14 protein-coding genes are annotated in these 16,105 nt (G+C 72.4%); 3 read left to right on the forward strand and 11 right to left on the reverse strand.

The annotated features are described in order from the left end of the window. Positions 1-122 precede the first annotated feature (122 nt). Positions 123-1,184 carry a DegT/DnrJ/EryC1/StrS family aminotransferase gene (locus tag AMYTH_RS0127775; protein ID WP_027933001.1) on the forward strand — a complete coding sequence of 354 codons (1,062 nt, stop codon included), beginning with the start codon at positions 123-125 and terminating at the stop codon, positions 1,182-1,184. A 172-nt stretch (positions 1,185-1,356) separates the two neighbouring features. Here AMYTH_RS0127775 and AMYTH_RS0127780 read toward each other — a convergent pair whose 3' ends face one another. Then, positions 1,357-2,154, reverse strand: a complete 798-nt coding sequence (locus AMYTH_RS0127780) for a hypothetical protein (RefSeq protein WP_027933002.1) — start codon at positions 2,152-2,154, stop codon at positions 1,357-1,359. Further along, positions 2,151-2,579 (reverse strand): MmpS family transport accessory protein, encoded by a 429-nt coding sequence (locus tag AMYTH_RS0127785; RefSeq protein ID WP_027933003.1) that lies wholly within the window; start codon positions 2,577-2,579, stop codon positions 2,151-2,153. Before AMYTH_RS0127785 ends, AMYTH_RS0127780 begins: the two co-directional genes overlap by 4 nt. Before the next feature lie 549 nt (positions 2,580-3,128). On the opposite strand from AMYTH_RS0127785, the gene AMYTH_RS45830 reads away from it, so the two are divergent. Then, the gene (locus AMYTH_RS45830) at positions 3,129-3,959 is read left to right on the forward strand and encodes a helix-turn-helix domain-containing protein (RefSeq protein WP_037322724.1); all 831 of its coding nucleotides are present in this window, start codon (positions 3,129-3,131) and stop codon (positions 3,957-3,959) included. Here the strand turns inward: AMYTH_RS45830 and AMYTH_RS0127795 are convergent. Beyond that, positions 3,949-5,067: an MFS transporter gene (locus AMYTH_RS0127795; protein WP_027933004.1), complete on the reverse strand. Its 1,119-nt coding sequence runs from the start codon at positions 5,065-5,067 to the stop codon at positions 3,949-3,951. The two genes, AMYTH_RS45830 and AMYTH_RS0127795, sit on opposite strands and share 11 nt — an antisense overlap. A gap of 54 nt (positions 5,068-5,121) precedes the next feature. Here AMYTH_RS0127795 and AMYTH_RS0127800 point away from each other — a divergent pair, with 54 nt between their 5' ends. Then, entirely contained in the window at positions 5,122-5,871 is a 750-nt protein-coding gene (locus tag AMYTH_RS0127800; RefSeq protein WP_027933005.1) for an AraC family transcriptional regulator, read from the forward strand. An 89-nt stretch (positions 5,872-5,960) separates the two neighbouring features. Here the strand turns inward: AMYTH_RS0127800 and AMYTH_RS0127805 are convergent, their stop codons facing one another. From AMYTH_RS0127805 to AMYTH_RS0127840, 8 genes are all read right to left on the reverse strand, one after another. Beyond that, positions 5,961-6,395: a VOC family protein gene (locus AMYTH_RS0127805; protein WP_027933006.1), complete on the reverse strand. Its 435-nt coding sequence runs from the start codon at positions 6,393-6,395 to the stop codon at positions 5,961-5,963. A gap of 16 nt (positions 6,396-6,411) precedes the next feature. Continuing rightward, a complete protein-coding gene (locus AMYTH_RS0127810; protein ID WP_027933007.1) occupies positions 6,412-7,788 on the reverse strand; it encodes a PepSY-associated TM helix domain-containing protein in 1,377 nt (458 codons plus the stop codon). Further along, the gene (locus tag AMYTH_RS0127815) at positions 7,785-9,323 is read right to left on the reverse strand and encodes a copper resistance CopC family protein (RefSeq protein WP_027933008.1); all 1,539 of its coding nucleotides are present in this window, start codon (positions 9,321-9,323) and stop codon (positions 7,785-7,787) included. The genes AMYTH_RS0127810 and AMYTH_RS0127815 overlap by 4 nt, the downstream gene beginning before the upstream one ends. Beyond that, positions 9,320-10,081 carry a DUF1775 domain-containing protein gene (locus AMYTH_RS0127820; RefSeq protein WP_027933009.1) on the reverse strand — a complete coding sequence of 254 codons (762 nt, stop codon included), beginning with the start codon at positions 10,079-10,081 and terminating at the stop codon, positions 9,320-9,322. The genes AMYTH_RS0127815 and AMYTH_RS0127820 overlap by 4 nt, the downstream gene beginning before the upstream one ends. Positions 10,082-10,187: 106 nt before the next feature. Continuing rightward, positions 10,188-12,485 carry a YncE family protein gene (locus tag AMYTH_RS0127825; RefSeq protein ID WP_027933010.1) on the reverse strand — a complete coding sequence of 766 codons (2,298 nt, stop codon included), beginning with the start codon at positions 12,483-12,485 and terminating at the stop codon, positions 10,188-10,190. A 120-nt stretch (positions 12,486-12,605) separates the two neighbouring features. After that, a complete protein-coding gene (locus AMYTH_RS0127830; protein WP_167344618.1) occupies positions 12,606-13,571 on the reverse strand; it encodes a hypothetical protein in 966 nt (321 codons plus the stop codon). A 78-nt stretch (positions 13,572-13,649) separates the two neighbouring features. After that, on the reverse strand, positions 13,650-14,330 hold the full coding sequence (locus AMYTH_RS0127835) for a helix-turn-helix domain-containing protein (protein WP_027933012.1): 681 nt from the start codon (positions 14,328-14,330) through the stop codon (positions 13,650-13,652). After that, a complete protein-coding gene (locus AMYTH_RS0127840) occupies positions 14,330-16,102 on the reverse strand; it encodes a copper resistance CopC/CopD family protein (protein WP_027933013.1) in 1,773 nt (590 codons plus the stop codon). Before AMYTH_RS0127840 ends, AMYTH_RS0127835 begins: the two co-directional genes overlap by 1 nt. Between the last annotated feature and the right edge of the window lie 3 nt (positions 16,103-16,105).

Below are 16,105 nucleotides of genomic sequence, written 5' to 3' on the forward strand. Positions count from 1 at the left end.
GAGCACGCCTTCCGGTCGGGCCGGACCTGCACCAGTCGGGTGGATGCGGTTTACCACGCGGGATCCATTCGTACAGTCTTACGGACGCCTGAGCCGAACACAGTAAAGGAAACGCCGAGCCGATGATCCCCGTCACCGCGGTCGACGTCCGCGATGCCGAATCCCTCGTGGTGGAGGTGCTGCGGTCGGGAACGCTCACGCAGGGCCCGGTGGTCGCCCGCTTCGAGGACGCCTTCGCCCGCGCCGCCGGCACCGCCCACGCGGTCGCCGTGAGCAGCGGGACCGCCGCCGTCGCCGCCGCGCTGGAGGCCCTCGGGCTGGGCCCCGGCGACGAGGTGATCACGTCGCCGTTCACCTCCGCCGCGACACTCGCCGCGATCCTCCGGACCGGCGCGACCGTCCGCTTCGCCGACATCACCCGCGACGACTTCGCGGTCGACCCGGACGCGGTCGCGGCCGAAATCACGCCGGAGACCCGCGTGATCCTCCCGGTCCACCCCCACGGCCAGGCCGCCGACCTGGGCAAGCTCGCCCCGCTGGCCGAGGAACACGGGCTGCACCTGGTGGAGGACGCGGCCCAGGCGCTCGGCGCGACCTTCGCCGGGCGGGCGGCCGGGTCGTTCGGCGTCGGCTGCTTTTCGTTGTCCGCCAACAAGATCGTGACCACCGGCGAGGGCGGGGTGGTCACCACTGACGACGCCGCGCTGGCCGATCGCCTGCGCCTGCTGCGCGACCACCGCATGTCCGAGCTGCACGCCGCCGTCGGCGTCCCGCAGCTGGACCGGCTGGACGAGCTGCTCGCGGCGCGGCGGCGCAACGCGCGGCAGCTGTCCGTCGGCCTGGCCGGCACGCCCGGGCTCACGGTGCCCGCCGAGCTGCCCGGTCGCGAGCACGCGTGGCACCGGTACAGCGTGCTGATCGGCCCGCACGCGATGCTCGCCCGCGACGAACTGGTCGCCGAACTGGCCCAGCGCGGGGTCGAAACCGAGGTGCACCACCCGAAGCTGGTGTTCGACCACGACCGCTTCCGCGAGCACCCGCAGATCCCGGCGGTGTCCCGGCGGGACTTCCCGGTCGCGTTGAAGGTCACCGAGGAGGTCCTGTCGCTGCCGGTGCACCCCGCGCTCTCCGAGGCGGACGTGGACACCGTCGTGCGCGAGGTGCGCGAGGCGCTCGGCGCCTGACCTCCGCTGTCCGATGTGGACGGCGACGGCACGGCGCGGGGTTTTCTCAGGCAATTCTTGGGTACCACGGATTAGCATGGGGTTTGCCCTGTAATGCGGACAGGGCCCCTGGGATCCAGCGGGCGGGCGGAACGCCCGCTGGATCCCCTTCGCCTCCCGCACCGGGAGGAGTCTATTCGTCCGTTCGGCGCAAAATCCAGGTCCGGCCGAGCTGGATTCCCACGAGCGCGATGAGCAGCGCGGCGAGGATCGCCGGGCTCTCCCACGGCCGCGGGTCGTCCGCGGGCGGCGCCGCGGCCGTCGTTCCCGCGCGGGATCGTCCCAGCGCCACCGTGTCGAACTGCGCCTGTGGGACGGTGCTCTGCACGTCGTAGTGCAACCCGGGCGCGGGGGCCGCGGCGGGCGGGCCGGCCGGGCCGTCGCCCTGGTACGGCGACGGCCCGGGCGGCGCCCCTCCCCCGGCCGGGCCGCCCGCGGGCAGCGAGAACTCCGGCGGGGCGAGCGTGGGCGGTGGGGGCGGTGATGGCGGTGGCGGCGCAGGCGGCGGGTCGACGCGCGGCGCTTCGGCCGGCACCGCGGTGATGCGGCAGGTTCCGGCCAGCAGGCCGTGCACCGGGCCGACGAGCGCGTCGAGCACCGGGCCGACCACCGAGATGCCGGTGAGCCGCGCGAGCACGGCGTCGGCGATGACATCCCCGGCGATCCCGGCCGGGCCGGCCGCGGGCAGCACGATCGGCGGGGTCGCGCGCCAGGCCGTCTCGAACGCGGGCACCAGGACGTTCAACGGGTCCAGCGGAGTCAGCACGGACACCACCGGGTCGAGCACCGCGAGCGGGCTCAGCGCGAGCTCGTCGCCTTCGGTGACGGTGGCGACGCAGCTGTCCAGAACCCGCGCCTCGGCCCGCGCGGCGGGTGCGGCCAGCAGACCGAACGCCAGCGCGCCGGCCACGATCGCGGCACGGGCCCTCACGGCCGGATCACCGAGGAACAGGAGACGGAGGTCCAGCCGTCCGGGGCGTCCGCGGTGTGCACGACGACGCCGTCCACAGAAACGGAGCAGCCGACCGGGCTGGCCGCCGTCACCTGGGCCACGCCGAGCGCGGGGCCGACTTCGAGGTCCAGCTCCAGCCGCCACGGCAGGGGCACGTCGCGCAGCGTCTCGGTGCGGTTGACGCCGTCGGTGACGTACCGGATCTCCGGCGCGGAACCGGAACCGGTGACCTCGTAGACGACCCGGTGCGCGCTGCGCGGCAGCTCGAAGGACGTGCGGCTGAGCGGCTGACCGGTGCTCAGCGCCTGCAACGCGGTGGCCGCGCCAACGGGGACGACGGCGGCGCCGATCAGCCACGGCAGCCACCACGTCCGCCGGGCGATCCGCGTGGCCGTGTCCCTCATCGTGCTCGCTTTCTTGGACGCTTCTCAGGTTCGATCCGGACGGATGTGGAAACCTGGGGAGCGTCATCCTGGCACGCGCGTCGGCAGGCTGACCAGCCTCGCCGATCGGCCCGGGAAGCATTTCCGGAAATACGCGTTCACGTCCGGGAAACATTTCCGCCGGACGCATTCGCGCAGGCTGCGGGCCCGTTCCCCACGGCGGGGACCGAACGGGCACACGGACCCGAACCGGGCCGGCCCGCCGCACCTCCGGCCCTGGTGAGGCAAATACCTACCAGTCCACTCGCGACCGCCGCTGGGCGCGGGACGACCGGGTGGCACCCATATGCCTCACCCGCGCAAGGCCATCACTTTCCCGGAAAAATTTCCGGCACCTCTTGTGATCGGCACTTAACGATGAGGCCATCCGGCCGACACACCCGGCGTCGTAATGTCCGTTGTGCCCGTGATCCTTCCGCCATCCCGGGCATCGAATTGCAGAAAGGGAGACGATGCGCGCACCGCATTTGCCGCGCACGTGGTGCCCGTGGCCACCCGCAGGGGCACACCATGACGACACGTGACGCCCGCAGCCTGTCCCCCGACGCGCTGGAGGCCCTGCGCCGCCGTGCGGTGGCCGCCGTCGAGGCCGGGGTGTCCCGGTCGGAGGTGGCGCGCCTGTTCGGCGTGTCCCGCAAGACCGTCGGCGCCTGGGTGCTCGCCTACCGGCGCGAGGGCGAGGACGCCTTCCGCCCCAAGACCCGCGGCCGCCGCCCCGGTGAGCAGCTCGCGCTCTCGCCGGCGCAACAGGCGTGGACCATCAAGACGATCATCAGCGGGACGCCCGACCAGTACGGTCTCCGGCACCGGCTGTGGAGCCGCCCCGCCGTGGTGGAACTCGTCAACCGCGAGTTCCGGATCCTGCTGAGCCCGGCGACCGTCGGGCACTACCTGGTGCGGTGGGGCCTGATCGACGAGCCGTACCTGCAGGAGATGATGCGCAGCCGCGTCACCGCGACGGTGCCCAGGCCGCGCGGCGTCCCGGCGACCGCCGAGGAGTGGATCCCGGAGGCGGAGGTGCTGTGGGTGGCGTGGACGCGGCCGCACGCGCCCGCCGACCGCCGCGCGGTGTCGCGGCAGAACCTGATGTCCGGGTTCCGCAACTACTTCGGCGACGTCAACGTGCTGATCGCGATGTCCAACCGGGGGGTGGTGCACTTCCGGGCCGGGCTTGGCCCGTTCGACACCCCGCACGCGGAGGACTTCCTGCACCGGCTGATGCGCCAGCTCGGGCGGCCGCTGAACGTCGTGGTGTGCCGGTGGCCGCTGCAGCACTACGAGATGCTGCAGGCCTGGCCGCGGCGGCACTCCGGGCGCATCTCCGTGCGCTTCAGCCTCTGACCGGCTCGTCCACTGTGGACAGCAGGAGCAGGCCGAGCGCGGGCAGCGCGATCAGCGGCGCGAGCGCGGTCCGCAGCGAGGTGGCGTCCGCCAGCGCGCCGAGGACCGGGCTCGCGAGCCCGCCGATGCTGACCGTCAGCCCGAGCGTGATGCCGCTCGCGGTGCCCACCCGGCTCGGCAGGTAGTCCTGGCCGAGCGTGACGTGCAGCGAGAACGGCACGTACAGGCCGGCGGACGTGCCCGCGACGAACAGGTAGAGCAGCGGGCCGGGCACGAACACCACCCCGGCCACGGACAGCGTGGTGAGCGCGTAGGACCACCGCACGACGGGGATCCGGCCGAACCGGGCGGCCAGCTGCCCGCCCGCCACCGTGCCCACCGCGCCGCCGACGTAGAGCACGAACAACGCGACTATGCCCGCGAGGCTCCCGCCGCCGGTGCGCTGCTGCGCGTACAGCGAGACGAACGTGCTCAGTCCGATGAAGACGATTGAGCGGCAGACGATCGCGCCGGACAGCTTCGCGAAGGAGGCCCAGTCGTTCCGGCCGGCGCCCTCCCGCGTGGGCGCGGCGGTGCCGGAGATCCGGCGGAGCGCCATCGCGCACAGCAGCGCGCCCACGGCGGCGGGCAGCGCCAGCAACGGCGAGAACGCGAGCCCGCCGGTCGCGACGACGGCCGCGACGAGCAGTGGCGCGGTCGCGAAACCGACGTTGCCGCCGAGCGAGAACCAGCCCATCGCGGTGTGGCTGCCACGGCTCGCGAGCCGGGCCACGCGGGCGGCTTCGGGGTGGTAGGCGGCGACGCCGATCCCGGAGACCGCGACGGCCGCCACGGTCAGCGCGTACGAGCCGACGCCGGCGAACGCGACGCCGAGCCCGCTGGTGAGCGCGCTGACCGGGAGCAGCCACGGCATGGACCACCGATCGGCGAGTGCGCCGAACAGCGGTTGCACCACCGAGGACAACAGGGACGCGGCCAGCACGACGCCGGACACGGCGGCGTAGGTGTAGGCCCGCTCGGCGACGAAGAACGGCACGAGCGCGGCCACCGCGCCCTGGTAGACGTCGACGCACGCGTGTCCGACCGCGAGCAGGGGGATCGTTCGCACCGGCCCATCGTCGCCGTGGCGGACGCTGGCACGCTTCCGTTAATCTGCCAGATGATGTCGAAAACCCGCCACCTGCCGCACGCGCCGACCAGGACCCAGGTCCTGGCCGCGGGCGAGCGCATCGACGCGCACCGCCACGACGAGCACCAGGTGGTCTACGCCGGTTCCGGTGTCCTCGCGGTCACCACGGACGCGGGGACCTGGTTCGCACCCGGCACCAGGGCGATTTGGGTGCCCGCCGGCTGCGTGCACGCCCACCTCGCGCACGGCCGGACCGACCTGCACCTGCTCGGCCTGCCCGCGGCTCCGAACCCGCTCGGGCTGGAGGAGCCGGCCGTCCTCGCCGTGAGCCCGCTGCTGCGTGAGCTGATCCTGGCCGCGACCGCCGCCCCCGGCGGGAGTTCGCCGGAGCAGCGCCGGTTGCGGGCGGTGCTGGTGGACCAGCTGCGGGCGGCGCCGCGGGAGCCGGTGCAGCTGCCGGCGCCGTCGGACCCGCGGCTGGTGGCGGTGTGCGAACTGCTGCAGGCCGACTGCGCCGACCCGCGCACGCTGGCGCAGCTGGGCGCCGCGACCGGGGCGAGCGAACGTACCCTGAGCCGCCTGTTCGCCGCCGAGCTGGGGATGTCCTTCACCGCGTGGCGGACGCAGCTGCGGCTCTACCACGCGCTCCGGCTGCTGGCCGAGGACGTCCCGGTGACGACGGTGGCCCACCGCTGCGGCTGGTCCTCGGCGAGCGCGTTCATCGACGTCTTCCGCCGCGAGTACGGTCACACGCCCGGGACGCACCACCGCCGCGGCGGCTAGTTCTGTTTTCCAAGCGGCGGAGCCGCCTCACCACCCGAGCAACCGGCTCCGTTACCCGCACCGCCGCGCAAGCCGCGCCCGAGAATGTCCTAGTCCAGGCAGAATTCGTTGCCTTCGATGTCTTGCATGACGATGCAGGACTCGTTGAACTCGTCCGCCTCCAGCACCTGCACGCACGTCGCCCCGAGGGCTTCCAGCCGTGCGCGCTCGGCCTGGAGCGTGGCGAGCCGCTCTGCGCCGGCGAGACCGGTGCCGGCCCGGACGTCGAGGTGCACCCGGTTCTTGACGACCTTGCCTTCCGGCACCCGCTGGAAGAACAGCCGCGGCCCGGCGCCCGTCGGGTCGACGCAGGCGAACGCCGCTCCCCGCTGCTCCGGCGGCAGCGAGCGGTCGTAGTCCGCCCACGAGCCGAACCCCTCCGGCGGCGGTGGCACGACGTACCCGAGCACCTCGCACCAGAACCGGGCGACGCGCTCGGGTTCCGCACAGTCGAAGGTGATCTGAACCTGCCTGACCGAACTCATCGGACCACCATAGCCGCTACGTGGCCCGCGGCACCGGCTTCTTCCGGCGCTGCAGCGCGGAAATCCCCGCGTCCACCGCCAGGAACACCAGCAGGCTCGCCCCGAACACCGGGAGCACCCAGGTGAGCGCGACGATCGTGAGGAACCCCAGCGCCGCCATCGGCAGCGACAGCTGCTTCCAGGCCGCCGTCGGCAGGGCCTTCCACTTCCCCCGGTACGGGCTGCGCACCCACCACATCCGGTAGCCGAGTCCGATGAGGACCAGCAGGCCGGTCACCAGCACCGTCAGCACGATCTGGTTGGCCAGCCCGAACAGCGTCCCGGTGTGGAACTCCGCCGCGACCGACGTCAGCTTCGCCAGGAACGAGTAGTCGTCCCAGCCGATGTGCTCGGTCACCTCGCCGGTGAACGGGTCGATGCTGATGTTGTCGCGCTGCAGGGGGATCCCGGCCGCGCGCTCCATCACGGTGTAGACCGCACCCGCCCGCGCCGGCGCCGTCACCAGCAGCTCCCCGTGCAGCCCCTGGGACTTGGCGATCTCCAGCACCCGGTCGACGCCGATCGGTTCGACGCCCTCCGGCACGACCACCGGCGCGGCCGCCAGCGTGGGCGCGCGCAGGCGCATCGGGTCGTTCTCCTGGCTGTCGCGGCCGCCGGTGAACTGCGAGATGAGCAGTCCGCTGACCGCGATCACCACCAGGCCCGCCGACAGCCACAACCCGAGCGGACCGTGCAGCCCGCGCAGCCGCAGCCAGCCGCCCTTCGCCTTGCGGGGCGGGACGAACAGGTCACGGGTGCGCCTGCGCCGCCGCGACTGCGCGAGCCACAGCACCAGTCCACCGAGGACGATCACCGGCAGCCAGCTCGCGCACAGTTCCGCGTACCACCGCCCCGGCTCCCCGAGGTGCAGGTTGCTGTGCAGGTCCCGCAACCACGTGTTGGCCGGCATCCGGTTGCCTGCCGTCGTCAGCTCCCCGTTGATGTAACCGGTGTACGGGTCGACGAACACGGTGCGCGCCTGCCCGTCGTCGCCGCCGGGCAGCCCGGGCACGGACAGCACCACCCGCGTGGTGCGGTCCGGCGCCGGTGACGTGATCACCTGCCGCAGCGCGGCTTCCGGGTGCGCGGTCATCGCCGCGCGGACCTGTTCCGACACCGGTTTCGGCGTCGCGCCGACCTCGTTGACGTACAGCTGCGAGTGGTACAGGTTGTCGTGGATCTGCGGGCTGAACACGTACACCAGCCCGGTCAGGCTCAGCACCACGAGGAACGGCGAGACGACGATGCCCGCCATGAAGTGGATCCGGCGGGCGATCACCCGCAGGCCGGTCATCCCGCGCGCGGGCTGCTTCTTCCGCTTGCCCGGCGGGCGGGTCTCGGTCGTCGTGCTCATCGGACCTCGATGACGCCGTAGATGACTTCCTGCTGCCCGTCCGGCGTCCGCGCGGTGAGGGCCAGCTCCCACGGCCCGGCCGACGGCACGGCCACCGAACCGACCAGGTGCCCCGTCTCGGCGGCCGCGAACGGCACCGGGACCGGCGCGCCGGACGGCGGGGCGAGTTCGGCGGTGATCGCCGTGCCCGGCTTCGCGTCGAGGACCGTGACGTGGACCTGGTTGTCCCCCACCCGCGCCGGGACGACCGCGAGGTCGAGCGCGCCGGTGGACAACGCGAGCCGCACCAGCGGGGCCTGCGGCGCGGGCGCGGGACCGGCCGGCACCACGGACAACGCCGTGCTCACGCCGACGAGCGTGACCGCGAGCCCGGTCTGCACCAGCGACAGCCGTCCGGCCAGTGCGAGCAGGCCCAGCAGCAGCACGAGCACCGCGAACCCGGCCCACAGCCAGCCCGCGAGGCTCCCGAGGTGCTGCCACACCTGCGCGCCCGCGGTCACCGCGAGCAGCCCGGCGCACACCACGACCAGCGCCTTCGGCCGCCCCGCCGCACCGGGGAACCGGCGCAGCACCACCAGCACCCCGGCGAGCACGGCCAGCGCGGTGAGGTGCACGACGCCGGCCACGACCGAGCCGGGCCCGGTGAAGCTCCACGTCGCCACGACCGCGGCGGTGCAGGCGAGCACCGTGCCGCCACGCAGCCGCCGCTCTCGCGCCGACTCCGCCGGCGCCATGGTCAGGAACTGCGCGATCCCGATGCCGGCCACCGCGACGACGAGCAGCCGCGCGAGGTAGACGTGACCGGTCGCGGACTCCAGCACCCCGGAGACGAGGCGGCCGTCGAGGATGCCGGTCAGCGGCAGCTTCGCCGCGTACGGCCCGAAAGTCAGCAGCGACAGGACGGTCCCGCCGAGCACTCCACCCCACGCCCAGGCCGCCATGCGACGGACCACAGTGGACTCGGCACCCGCGGGCCACAGCACGGCAACGAACAACACCAACCCCGCGAGCAAGGCGAGCGCGGCGAACGCGAGGAACTGCGCGACTACATACGCGACCGTCACCACCACACCGGGCCGGGCGTCCAGCGCGGGCGGGGCCTGCACGGGGCTGCGTGAGGCGAGGTCGAAGGTGAACGTCCCGGTGGCCGCGTCCTGCCCGGTCACCGGCACGCTCCAGGCGATCGTGTACGTGCCCGCGTACTTCTGCTTCGGCACCGGCACGGAGAGCGTGTTGTCCCGGCCGTCGGCGTGCACCGGACGACCCGGGTCGACCGGACGCTTGTACGGGTCGGTCATCCGGATCGTCGAGAGGCCGGCGGGCACCGGCCGGTCGAAGGTCAGGACGATGTCGTCGGGCCGGGTGACCTGGCCGTTGCCGGGCGCCGACGACACCAGCACGGGCGGCTCCGGCGACACCGGCGAGGACAACGTCAGCAACGAGGTCCAGCAGGCGGCGATGAGCAGCAGGAACGGGAGCAGCCGTGCCGCGCGGCGGTTCCGGGTGACGGCAGGCGGTCTCTCCAGCGTCGTCATCCGTTGCTCACCTTCTCCGGCTCGGGCGTCGGCTCGGGATCCGGCGCGCGGCGGTGCAGCAGGTGGGTTCGGAGCCCGACCAGGGCCACCACCAGGAACGCGAGCCCGAGCACGCCCCACAGAAAGGCGAACGGGGTGATGCCGCCGCTGTTCGCCTGCTCTTCGGCCTGCTGCTCGGCGGCCGCGACGGCCTGGTCGGCCCGGTTCGCTTCGATCACCGCGGGCGGCGGGGCGCCCTGGGCGGCGTTGGGGCTGACGACGATCACCGGCGCGTTTCCGGCCGCGGCGGAGAACCGGTCGGTGGCGCCGCTGGTGTAGCCCTGGACGGTGTCGAGCACCAGGTCGCCCTGCTCGGGCAGCGGGCCGAGGGTGACGAGGAACTGCTCGAACTGGCCGGGGCCGACCTCGCCGCCCTCCAGCACGATCGAGCCGACGACCTGGCTGATCAGGCGGTCGCCGGACTGCTGCGGCGGGTCGAGCGGGCGCGGGTTGATCTTGGCGGTCCAGCCGCGGGCGGGCTTGACCTCGGCGAAGGCGATCGGGGGACTCTGCGGGAACACGATTTCGAGCCGGTTGCTCTGGGTGTCGGTGCGCTGGTTGGCGAGGCGGAAGGCGAAGGTCTCGGTGCTGCCGCCCTTGACGGAGCCGGGCACGATCGACACCTGCGCGGCGGCCGGGGCGGCCAGGCCGAGCAGCGCGCACGAGGCGAGGAGCAGCGCGGCCGCGGCACGCGCGAAGGACCTGGGGGATGCGGGCATGGCGGTCTCCTGAACGGCCGTGGTCCGGAGCGGGCGGGCCGCTCCGGACCACGGTTTCCCTCACGGGGTGGGTGGATCGATCAGGCTGAGCTGCTGCGGAACCAGCTCAGCCGATCGGGTTCAGCTGCTCGGGGGTCAGCTTCTCCCGCCAGCCTGCGGGAACCTGCTGCGACCAGCCGTTGTAGACCAGCGGGATGGGCAGCACGCCCTGACCACCCATGCCGGGCTGTCCGGTCAGCGTGCCGTCCGACTTGGTGTCCGCGGTCGGGGCCAGCACCAGCTGACCGACGACGGCGGCGTCGGCGATGTTCCCGTCCATGTTCGGGTCGATGTCGATGACCTGAGCGGCGTTCGAGAACTTGTTCGACACGTAGGCGTAGTACCCGCCACCCTTCTTGGCACCGAAGTTGATGCCGTGGCAGCCCGCGTTGCAGGGCAGCTCCTTGACCACCTTGTCGGTCTTCGGGTCGATGACCGAGACGGTGGCGCTGAAGGTGTTGGCGGCCAGCATGCCCTTGTCGTCCGGGCTCACCGGGAGCTGGATGGTGAGACCACCCCACGGCTTGGTGCCGTTCCGCCCGGTGACCGGGTTGTAGTTGTCCCACAGGTCGATGCTCGCGTTGTGGACCTTCTTGCCGTCCTTGACGCAGGCGTCTTCGGCGAGGGAGACGCACGAGATGCTCCCGCCGAGGAAGTCGGCCATGTAGAACTTCGACTGGTCGGACATCATGCTGGAGGCGATCGGCAGTTCGCCGGTCGGCTCCTTCCGCCACGTGCCCGTCTCGTTGTCCACAACGGACGCGTCGTACGGGTTCACGTTCGGCGTGACCGTGGTCTTGCCGTCCGAGCTGAGCCAGAACGCGTGCGGGTGCTGCGGGAAGTCACCCGGTGGACCCACGGGGATGCGGCGTTCGATCTTCTCCGCACCCGGCGAGAGCTCGACGACGTCCGTGCCACCGTTGATGGCGACCTGGACCTGGTCGGTGTCGGTGCGGGTCATGACGTGTGACGGGTCCGGACCGACTTCGATCGTGCGGACGTGCTGACCCGTGGACCGGTCGAAGACGGAGAGCTCGTCGTCGAACCACTCGGTCTGGTACAGGTACTTGTAGTTCTTGTCCGTCCACATGTTGTGCGGGTTGTTCATGTTGATGCTCGAACCGGAGATCTTGCGGTCGACCGTCCAGTTCTCCACGTTCACCTTCGTGGCGGCGCCGACGTAGTCCTTGCCCGCGTACTCCTCCATCTGGGTGTCGATCCAGACCTCACCCACGCCAGGGGTCTGCGGCGGGGTCAGCTTGTCCAGGGTCTTGGGGTACCCGAACTTCTTGTCGTAGTAGGCGTCCAGGATCGGCACGAGCACCGGGTTGCCCTGGGCGTCGTACTGCAGGATCGGCGCGGGCGGGAACACCGGGTTCCACTGCGACGACTCGGTGGTGCTGTAGGTCTGCCAGTTGTCCGGCACCGTCGCGGTGAAGAAGATGCGCACCAGCTGCTGGATGACGTCCGCGTTGGACGGAACCGTCAGGTCACGCGAGTTGACCTTCAGCTTCTTGCCGAAGTCCAGGCCGATCGTGAGCGGGTCGTCGACCACGGTCGCACCCAGCATGTACGGGTGGATCGTGCAGGTCCACGCGTACAGACCGGGCTCGGTCAGCTGCGTGGAGTCCGAGCCGGCGAACGCGCCCATCTGCTCGAAGAAGGGCGCCCCCTCCGGCCAGATCAGCGACGTGATGTCGTGCAGCGACTGGTTCTTCGGGCTGCCGATGGTGAAGTTGGCCGTGATGGCCGGGCCCTTCACCGCGAACGTCGCCAGGTCGTCCAGTGCCTTCTGCAGGTCGAGGCCGACCGGGAGGCTGTCCAGGCTGATCGGCTGGTCCGCGGGCAGGCTCGCGACCTCGGCCTGGAACTGGCTGAGCAGGCCCTCGGCCTTCGCCGCCGACGTCGCCGCGCGCGGCTCGGTGGCGGCGATGTTCTTCACCGCGGACAGCGTGCTGTCCAGGTTCAGCAGGTCGGTCAGGCCGCCGAGCTGCCCGAGGGACGGCATCGCCTTCGCCGGGTCGCTGGAGGCCAGGCCGGTCAGCGAATCGACCAGGTCCAGGTTCAGCAGCCCGTTGGACTGGGCCGTGTCGAGCTGGCCCAGCGGCAGGTTCGGCAGGCCGAGCGTGCCGTCCGGCAGGCTCGGGATGATGTTGCCGTCCAGCGCGGAGGTGCCGAGGCGCGGCAGCTCCGCCACAGCCAGCGACTTGCCGCCGAACAGCTCCAGGCCCGAGTCGAACCAGTTGCCGTTGCTGTCGTTCAACGTGAAGGTGATCGGCACGGGGCCGACACCCACTGGCAGCGCGGCGGCCGGCACCGCGGCCACCGTCGTCGCGCCCAGCGCGACTGCCGCCAACGGGATCACCGTTTTGAGGCGGCGGGACCGCCTCTTCCCGGCTCCCGGGGGAGCGTTTTCGGGCATGTGCTTCCTTTCTCTCCACAGCCGTCCGAACCCGTTCGGACGGAAAACCAGAGCAGGCGTGGTTCAGGTATTTGCCGGGCCGGTTGCCACGTTGAATACTTCCCCGCGCATCCGCCGAACCCAGGTGCGTACCAATTGCGCGCTCACCAGCGTGAGGGCGAGAGTCGCCAGCAGAACCGGCTGGGACAATTCGTCCCGGGTCACCGGCAACGCTTCCGCCGTGCCCGTCGGCCGCTGCGTGCTCACCACATCGGTTTTCCCGGCGGCCACGGCCTGCGGTGGCGCGCCCGGTGCGCCGAAGTTGAGCGCGGGCCCGAACGGCAGGGGGTCGGCGAACCCGAAGCGCGCGGTGGCACCGCCACCGCTGCTCTCCTGGGCCGTCAGGCGACCGCCGGACGGCGTCCCGGCACTGTTCGCGCTCGGCGAGGAGGACGGCGGCGTGGTGGACGGCGAGGCGGGTGGCTGCTGCTCCCCCGGGACCGGCGCTTCCGGCTGGACCGGCGGCACGAGGAGGCCGCACGCCGAATCCACCACCGTGGTCACGGTCTCGGTGACCGGCTGCAGGACCGGCCCGAGGAGCGGGATGGACCCGAGCCCGTCGGTGATGTCGTCGCCGGGGATCAGAACGGGGGCGTCCGGCGCCAGCGCCGTGCAGCCGGGGGCGGCGACCGGTTCCTCGGCACCCGCCTCGGCGGCGCCCACGGTCATGCCACCGAGGCAGCCCACCGTCAGCGCGCCTGCCGCGAGATGACGTCGGAATCGCATTCTTGGCCTTCTCTCAGGAATTTCGCCGTCCAATGTGGAAACCTTGATCGCGGGACCATCGTGGCATGGCGGAACCGGTCCTGACCAGCAGCCCGAAAACGCCCGCGCGCGCCCTTTTCGCAAATGTTTCCGGATCCACAGCGCGACGCTGAACAGCCGTTTTCCCTCGCCTCCCGGAACGATTTTGCCCCGGCCATCACCCGGTCGAGCGGCCGAATCCACGGAAATCACCTCGAAGATTTTTCGCGCACCGGACATGTTCACCGTTCCGAAACAAGGAATCGCGGGCACACGAACGAGCCCCCGCGGCGCGAGTGCCACGGGGGCTCGGGTTCGAGCGGTTCAGCCGATGGACAGCCCGGCGATCACGTTCCGGTCCGCCGAGCACCACCTCTCGAGCAGGTGTTGTTGCGCCGCAGGCCATTCCGTGACCACCGCGGTGACTTCACGGGCGAGCTGCATCCGCAGCCGGTTGCGGAAATCCACCAGTTGCGCCACGTCGAACGGCAGCCGCCCGGCGCGGAAGAACACCAGCCCGCGGTGCGTCACCGCGACCAGCGCGTGCAGCCCACGCGGCGCGGTCCAGCGCACCACCAGGCCGTCGCCCACGTACTCCCGCGGTCCGGTCAGCCCCCAGCGGGTCAGGTAGCGGTCCGCCGTCGCCGGGCTGATCCGGATGCCGAACTCGCGCTCGACCAGTTCGGTCACCGCACGGCGCGTCCACAGCAGGTGCGGCAGGCCGGCCGCGTCGGGCAGACCGGCGGCGACCACCGCGACGATCCGGTCCTGCTGCTCGCCGGACAGGGCAAGGCACTCGCCCACCCGGCGGCCCCGGCGCTGCGGCGGGAACGCCTGCTCGCCGGTCGCCTGGTATGCCCGGACCCAGACGCCCACCGTCTTGCGGCTGACCCCGAGCATCGTCGCGACCCGGCCCTGCGACAGGCCGGCCGTCACGGCGGCCACCGCGCGGCGGCGCAGCCGTTCCAGTTCCGGTGCCGACAACCTCCGCGCGTCCGTGGTCATCAGCGCGCCCCCACCGGGATCCGCACGACAGCCTGGTCCACTTCGGACGTTCGCACGGTGACGGCCAGCTCCCACATCCCGGGCATGGTGACCGGCACGTTCACCGCGATGGCGTGGTCGCCGCCGATGAACTGCAACGCGACCGGCAGCGGGCCGACCGACTTCGACGGCAGGCTGAGCGACGCGGTCAGCTCGGCCACCTGCTTCGGCCGGCGCTGCGCGTCCAGCACCGCGAGGTGGATCTCGTTGCGCCCCACCGCTCCCGGGGTCACCAGCGCCGCCAGCTGCCCGGCGCCCGCCGGTCCACCGCCGGCGTCGAAGGGCAGGACGACGTTCACCGGTCCGGTCCGCGCCGGGATCTCCGCCTCCGCCCGCTCCCGGGCCAGCTCGGCGGTGGCCGGTTCGGCGCTCACCAGGAACGCCGTCACCCCGAGCACCACGGCGGCCAGCACCGCCTCGGTCGCGATCATCCGCCGGAACCGGCTGACCTCGCGCTCCTCCGGACCGCGGTAGGCCTTGCGTTTCTTGGACACCACCGGCGCGTGGGTGTAGTGCCTGCGGACCCACTGCCGGGCCAGCGCACCCAGGAGCACGAGCACCACCACGAGCCCGACCTTCGCCAGCAGCACCGCGCCGTAGCTGGTGGCGAACAGCGCCGTCAGGCTGCCCACCTCGCGCCACGCCTGGTAGGTGCCGGTCACCACCAGCACGGCGACGCAGACCAGCGCGGTGCGGGAGAACCGCGGGATCGCGATCCGCATGCCGAACACGTCACCCGAGCGCAGCAGCACACCGAGCAGGACGGGCAGGCCGCCGAGCCACACCGCCATCGCCACCAGGTGGATCGCGTCGACCGGCAGCGACAGCGCGACCTGAGCGCCGGTGACGCTGTGGTTGGTCAGGCTCCAGGTGATCGCGAGTGCGCCACCGGCGGTCAGCACCAGCGCGGCCCGCCGCCGGTGGTCGCGGGCCTGGTACTCGGCGAACGACGTCCGCCGGAACACGTGGACGAGCACCACGGCGATCAGTCCCAGCAACGCGGCGCGCACGACCAGCAGCAGCCCCATGCGGCTGCCCAGTGTCGCGCCCAGGTCCTGCGGATCGAGCAGATCGGCGGCCGTCCCGGCGGCCGAGTACGGCCCGTAGGACACGAACGCCAGCACCGTCGCGCCCAGCAGCGTGCCCCACCCGGTCCACAGCATCCGCCGCACCGCGGGCATCGCCTCGCCGCCCGGCCAGCACGCGGCGACGAAGAACGCGGTGCCCAGCAACAGGGCCACCCCGGCGTAGCCGAGCCACCGCGCCACCGCGTACAGCGCCGACACCACGCCGTCCGCGGTCTGCTCGCCCGCGTTCGCCGCCACGCCGCCGGTGACCGAGCCGATGCTGAACGCGAAGGCGCCCGGCACCGGGTGGGCGTCGGCGGACACCACCCGGTAGCTGACCGTGTAGGTGCCCTCGGCCAGGCCGGACGGCAGCGTCACGGCCACGACGTCCGCCTTCCCCGGCGGGTGCGCCGGCGCGGACACCCCGCCCACGGCCCCGCCACCCGGGCCGATCACGGTCACCTCGGCCGCCTCGACCGGCTCGTTGAACTGCAACGTCACTTCCCGTGGCGCGGACTCCAGCACCTCGAAACCGCCCGGCGTGGTGCCGATCAGCACCGCGTGCGCGGACGCCTGGCCCGCCCCGCCGAGCGCCGCGGCCACGAGCGCGCCGAGCACGACGACCAGGCGCGCCGCCCACCGGGGCGTGCTCCCGTCCCTGCTCATGCC

Source organism: Amycolatopsis thermoflava N1165 (assembly GCF_000473265.1).
GTDB lineage: Bacteria > Actinomycetota > Actinomycetes > Mycobacteriales > Pseudonocardiaceae > Amycolatopsis_E > Amycolatopsis_E thermoflava.

What these genes read in the sequence shown, in the direction of transcription:
- AMYTH_RS0127775 (WP_027933001.1), top strand. Translation starts at nt 123, where the DNA reads ATGATCCCCGTCACCGCGGTCGACGTCCGCGATGCCGAATCCCTCGTG.
- AMYTH_RS45830 (WP_037322724.1), top strand. Translation starts at nt 3,129, where the DNA reads ATGACGACACGTGACGCCCGCAGCCTGTCCCCCGACGCGCTGGAGGCC.
- AMYTH_RS0127810 (WP_027933007.1), bottom strand. Translation starts at nt 7,788, where the DNA reads ATGAGCACGACGACCGAGACCCGCCCGCCGGGCAAGCGGAAGAAGCAG.
- AMYTH_RS0127800 (WP_027933005.1), top strand. Translation starts at nt 5,122, where the DNA reads ATGTCGAAAACCCGCCACCTGCCGCACGCGCCGACCAGGACCCAGGTC.
- AMYTH_RS0127820 (WP_027933009.1), bottom strand. Translation starts at nt 10,081, where the DNA reads ATGCCCGCATCCCCCAGGTCCTTCGCGCGTGCCGCGGCCGCGCTGCTC.
- AMYTH_RS0127815 (WP_027933008.1), bottom strand. Translation starts at nt 9,323, where the DNA reads ATGACGACGCTGGAGAGACCGCCTGCCGTCACCCGGAACCGCCGCGCG.
- AMYTH_RS0127835 (WP_027933012.1), bottom strand. Translation starts at nt 14,330, where the DNA reads ATGACCACGGACGCGCGGAGGTTGTCGGCACCGGAACTGGAACGGCTG.
- AMYTH_RS0127840 (WP_027933013.1), bottom strand. Translation starts at nt 16,102, where the DNA reads ATGAGCAGGGACGGGAGCACGCCCCGGTGGGCGGCGCGCCTGGTCGTC.
- AMYTH_RS0127785 (WP_027933003.1), bottom strand. Translation starts at nt 2,579, where the DNA reads ATGAGGGACACGGCCACGCGGATCGCCCGGCGGACGTGGTGGCTGCCG.
- AMYTH_RS0127805 (WP_027933006.1), bottom strand. Translation starts at nt 6,395, where the DNA reads ATGAGTTCGGTCAGGCAGGTTCAGATCACCTTCGACTGTGCGGAACCC.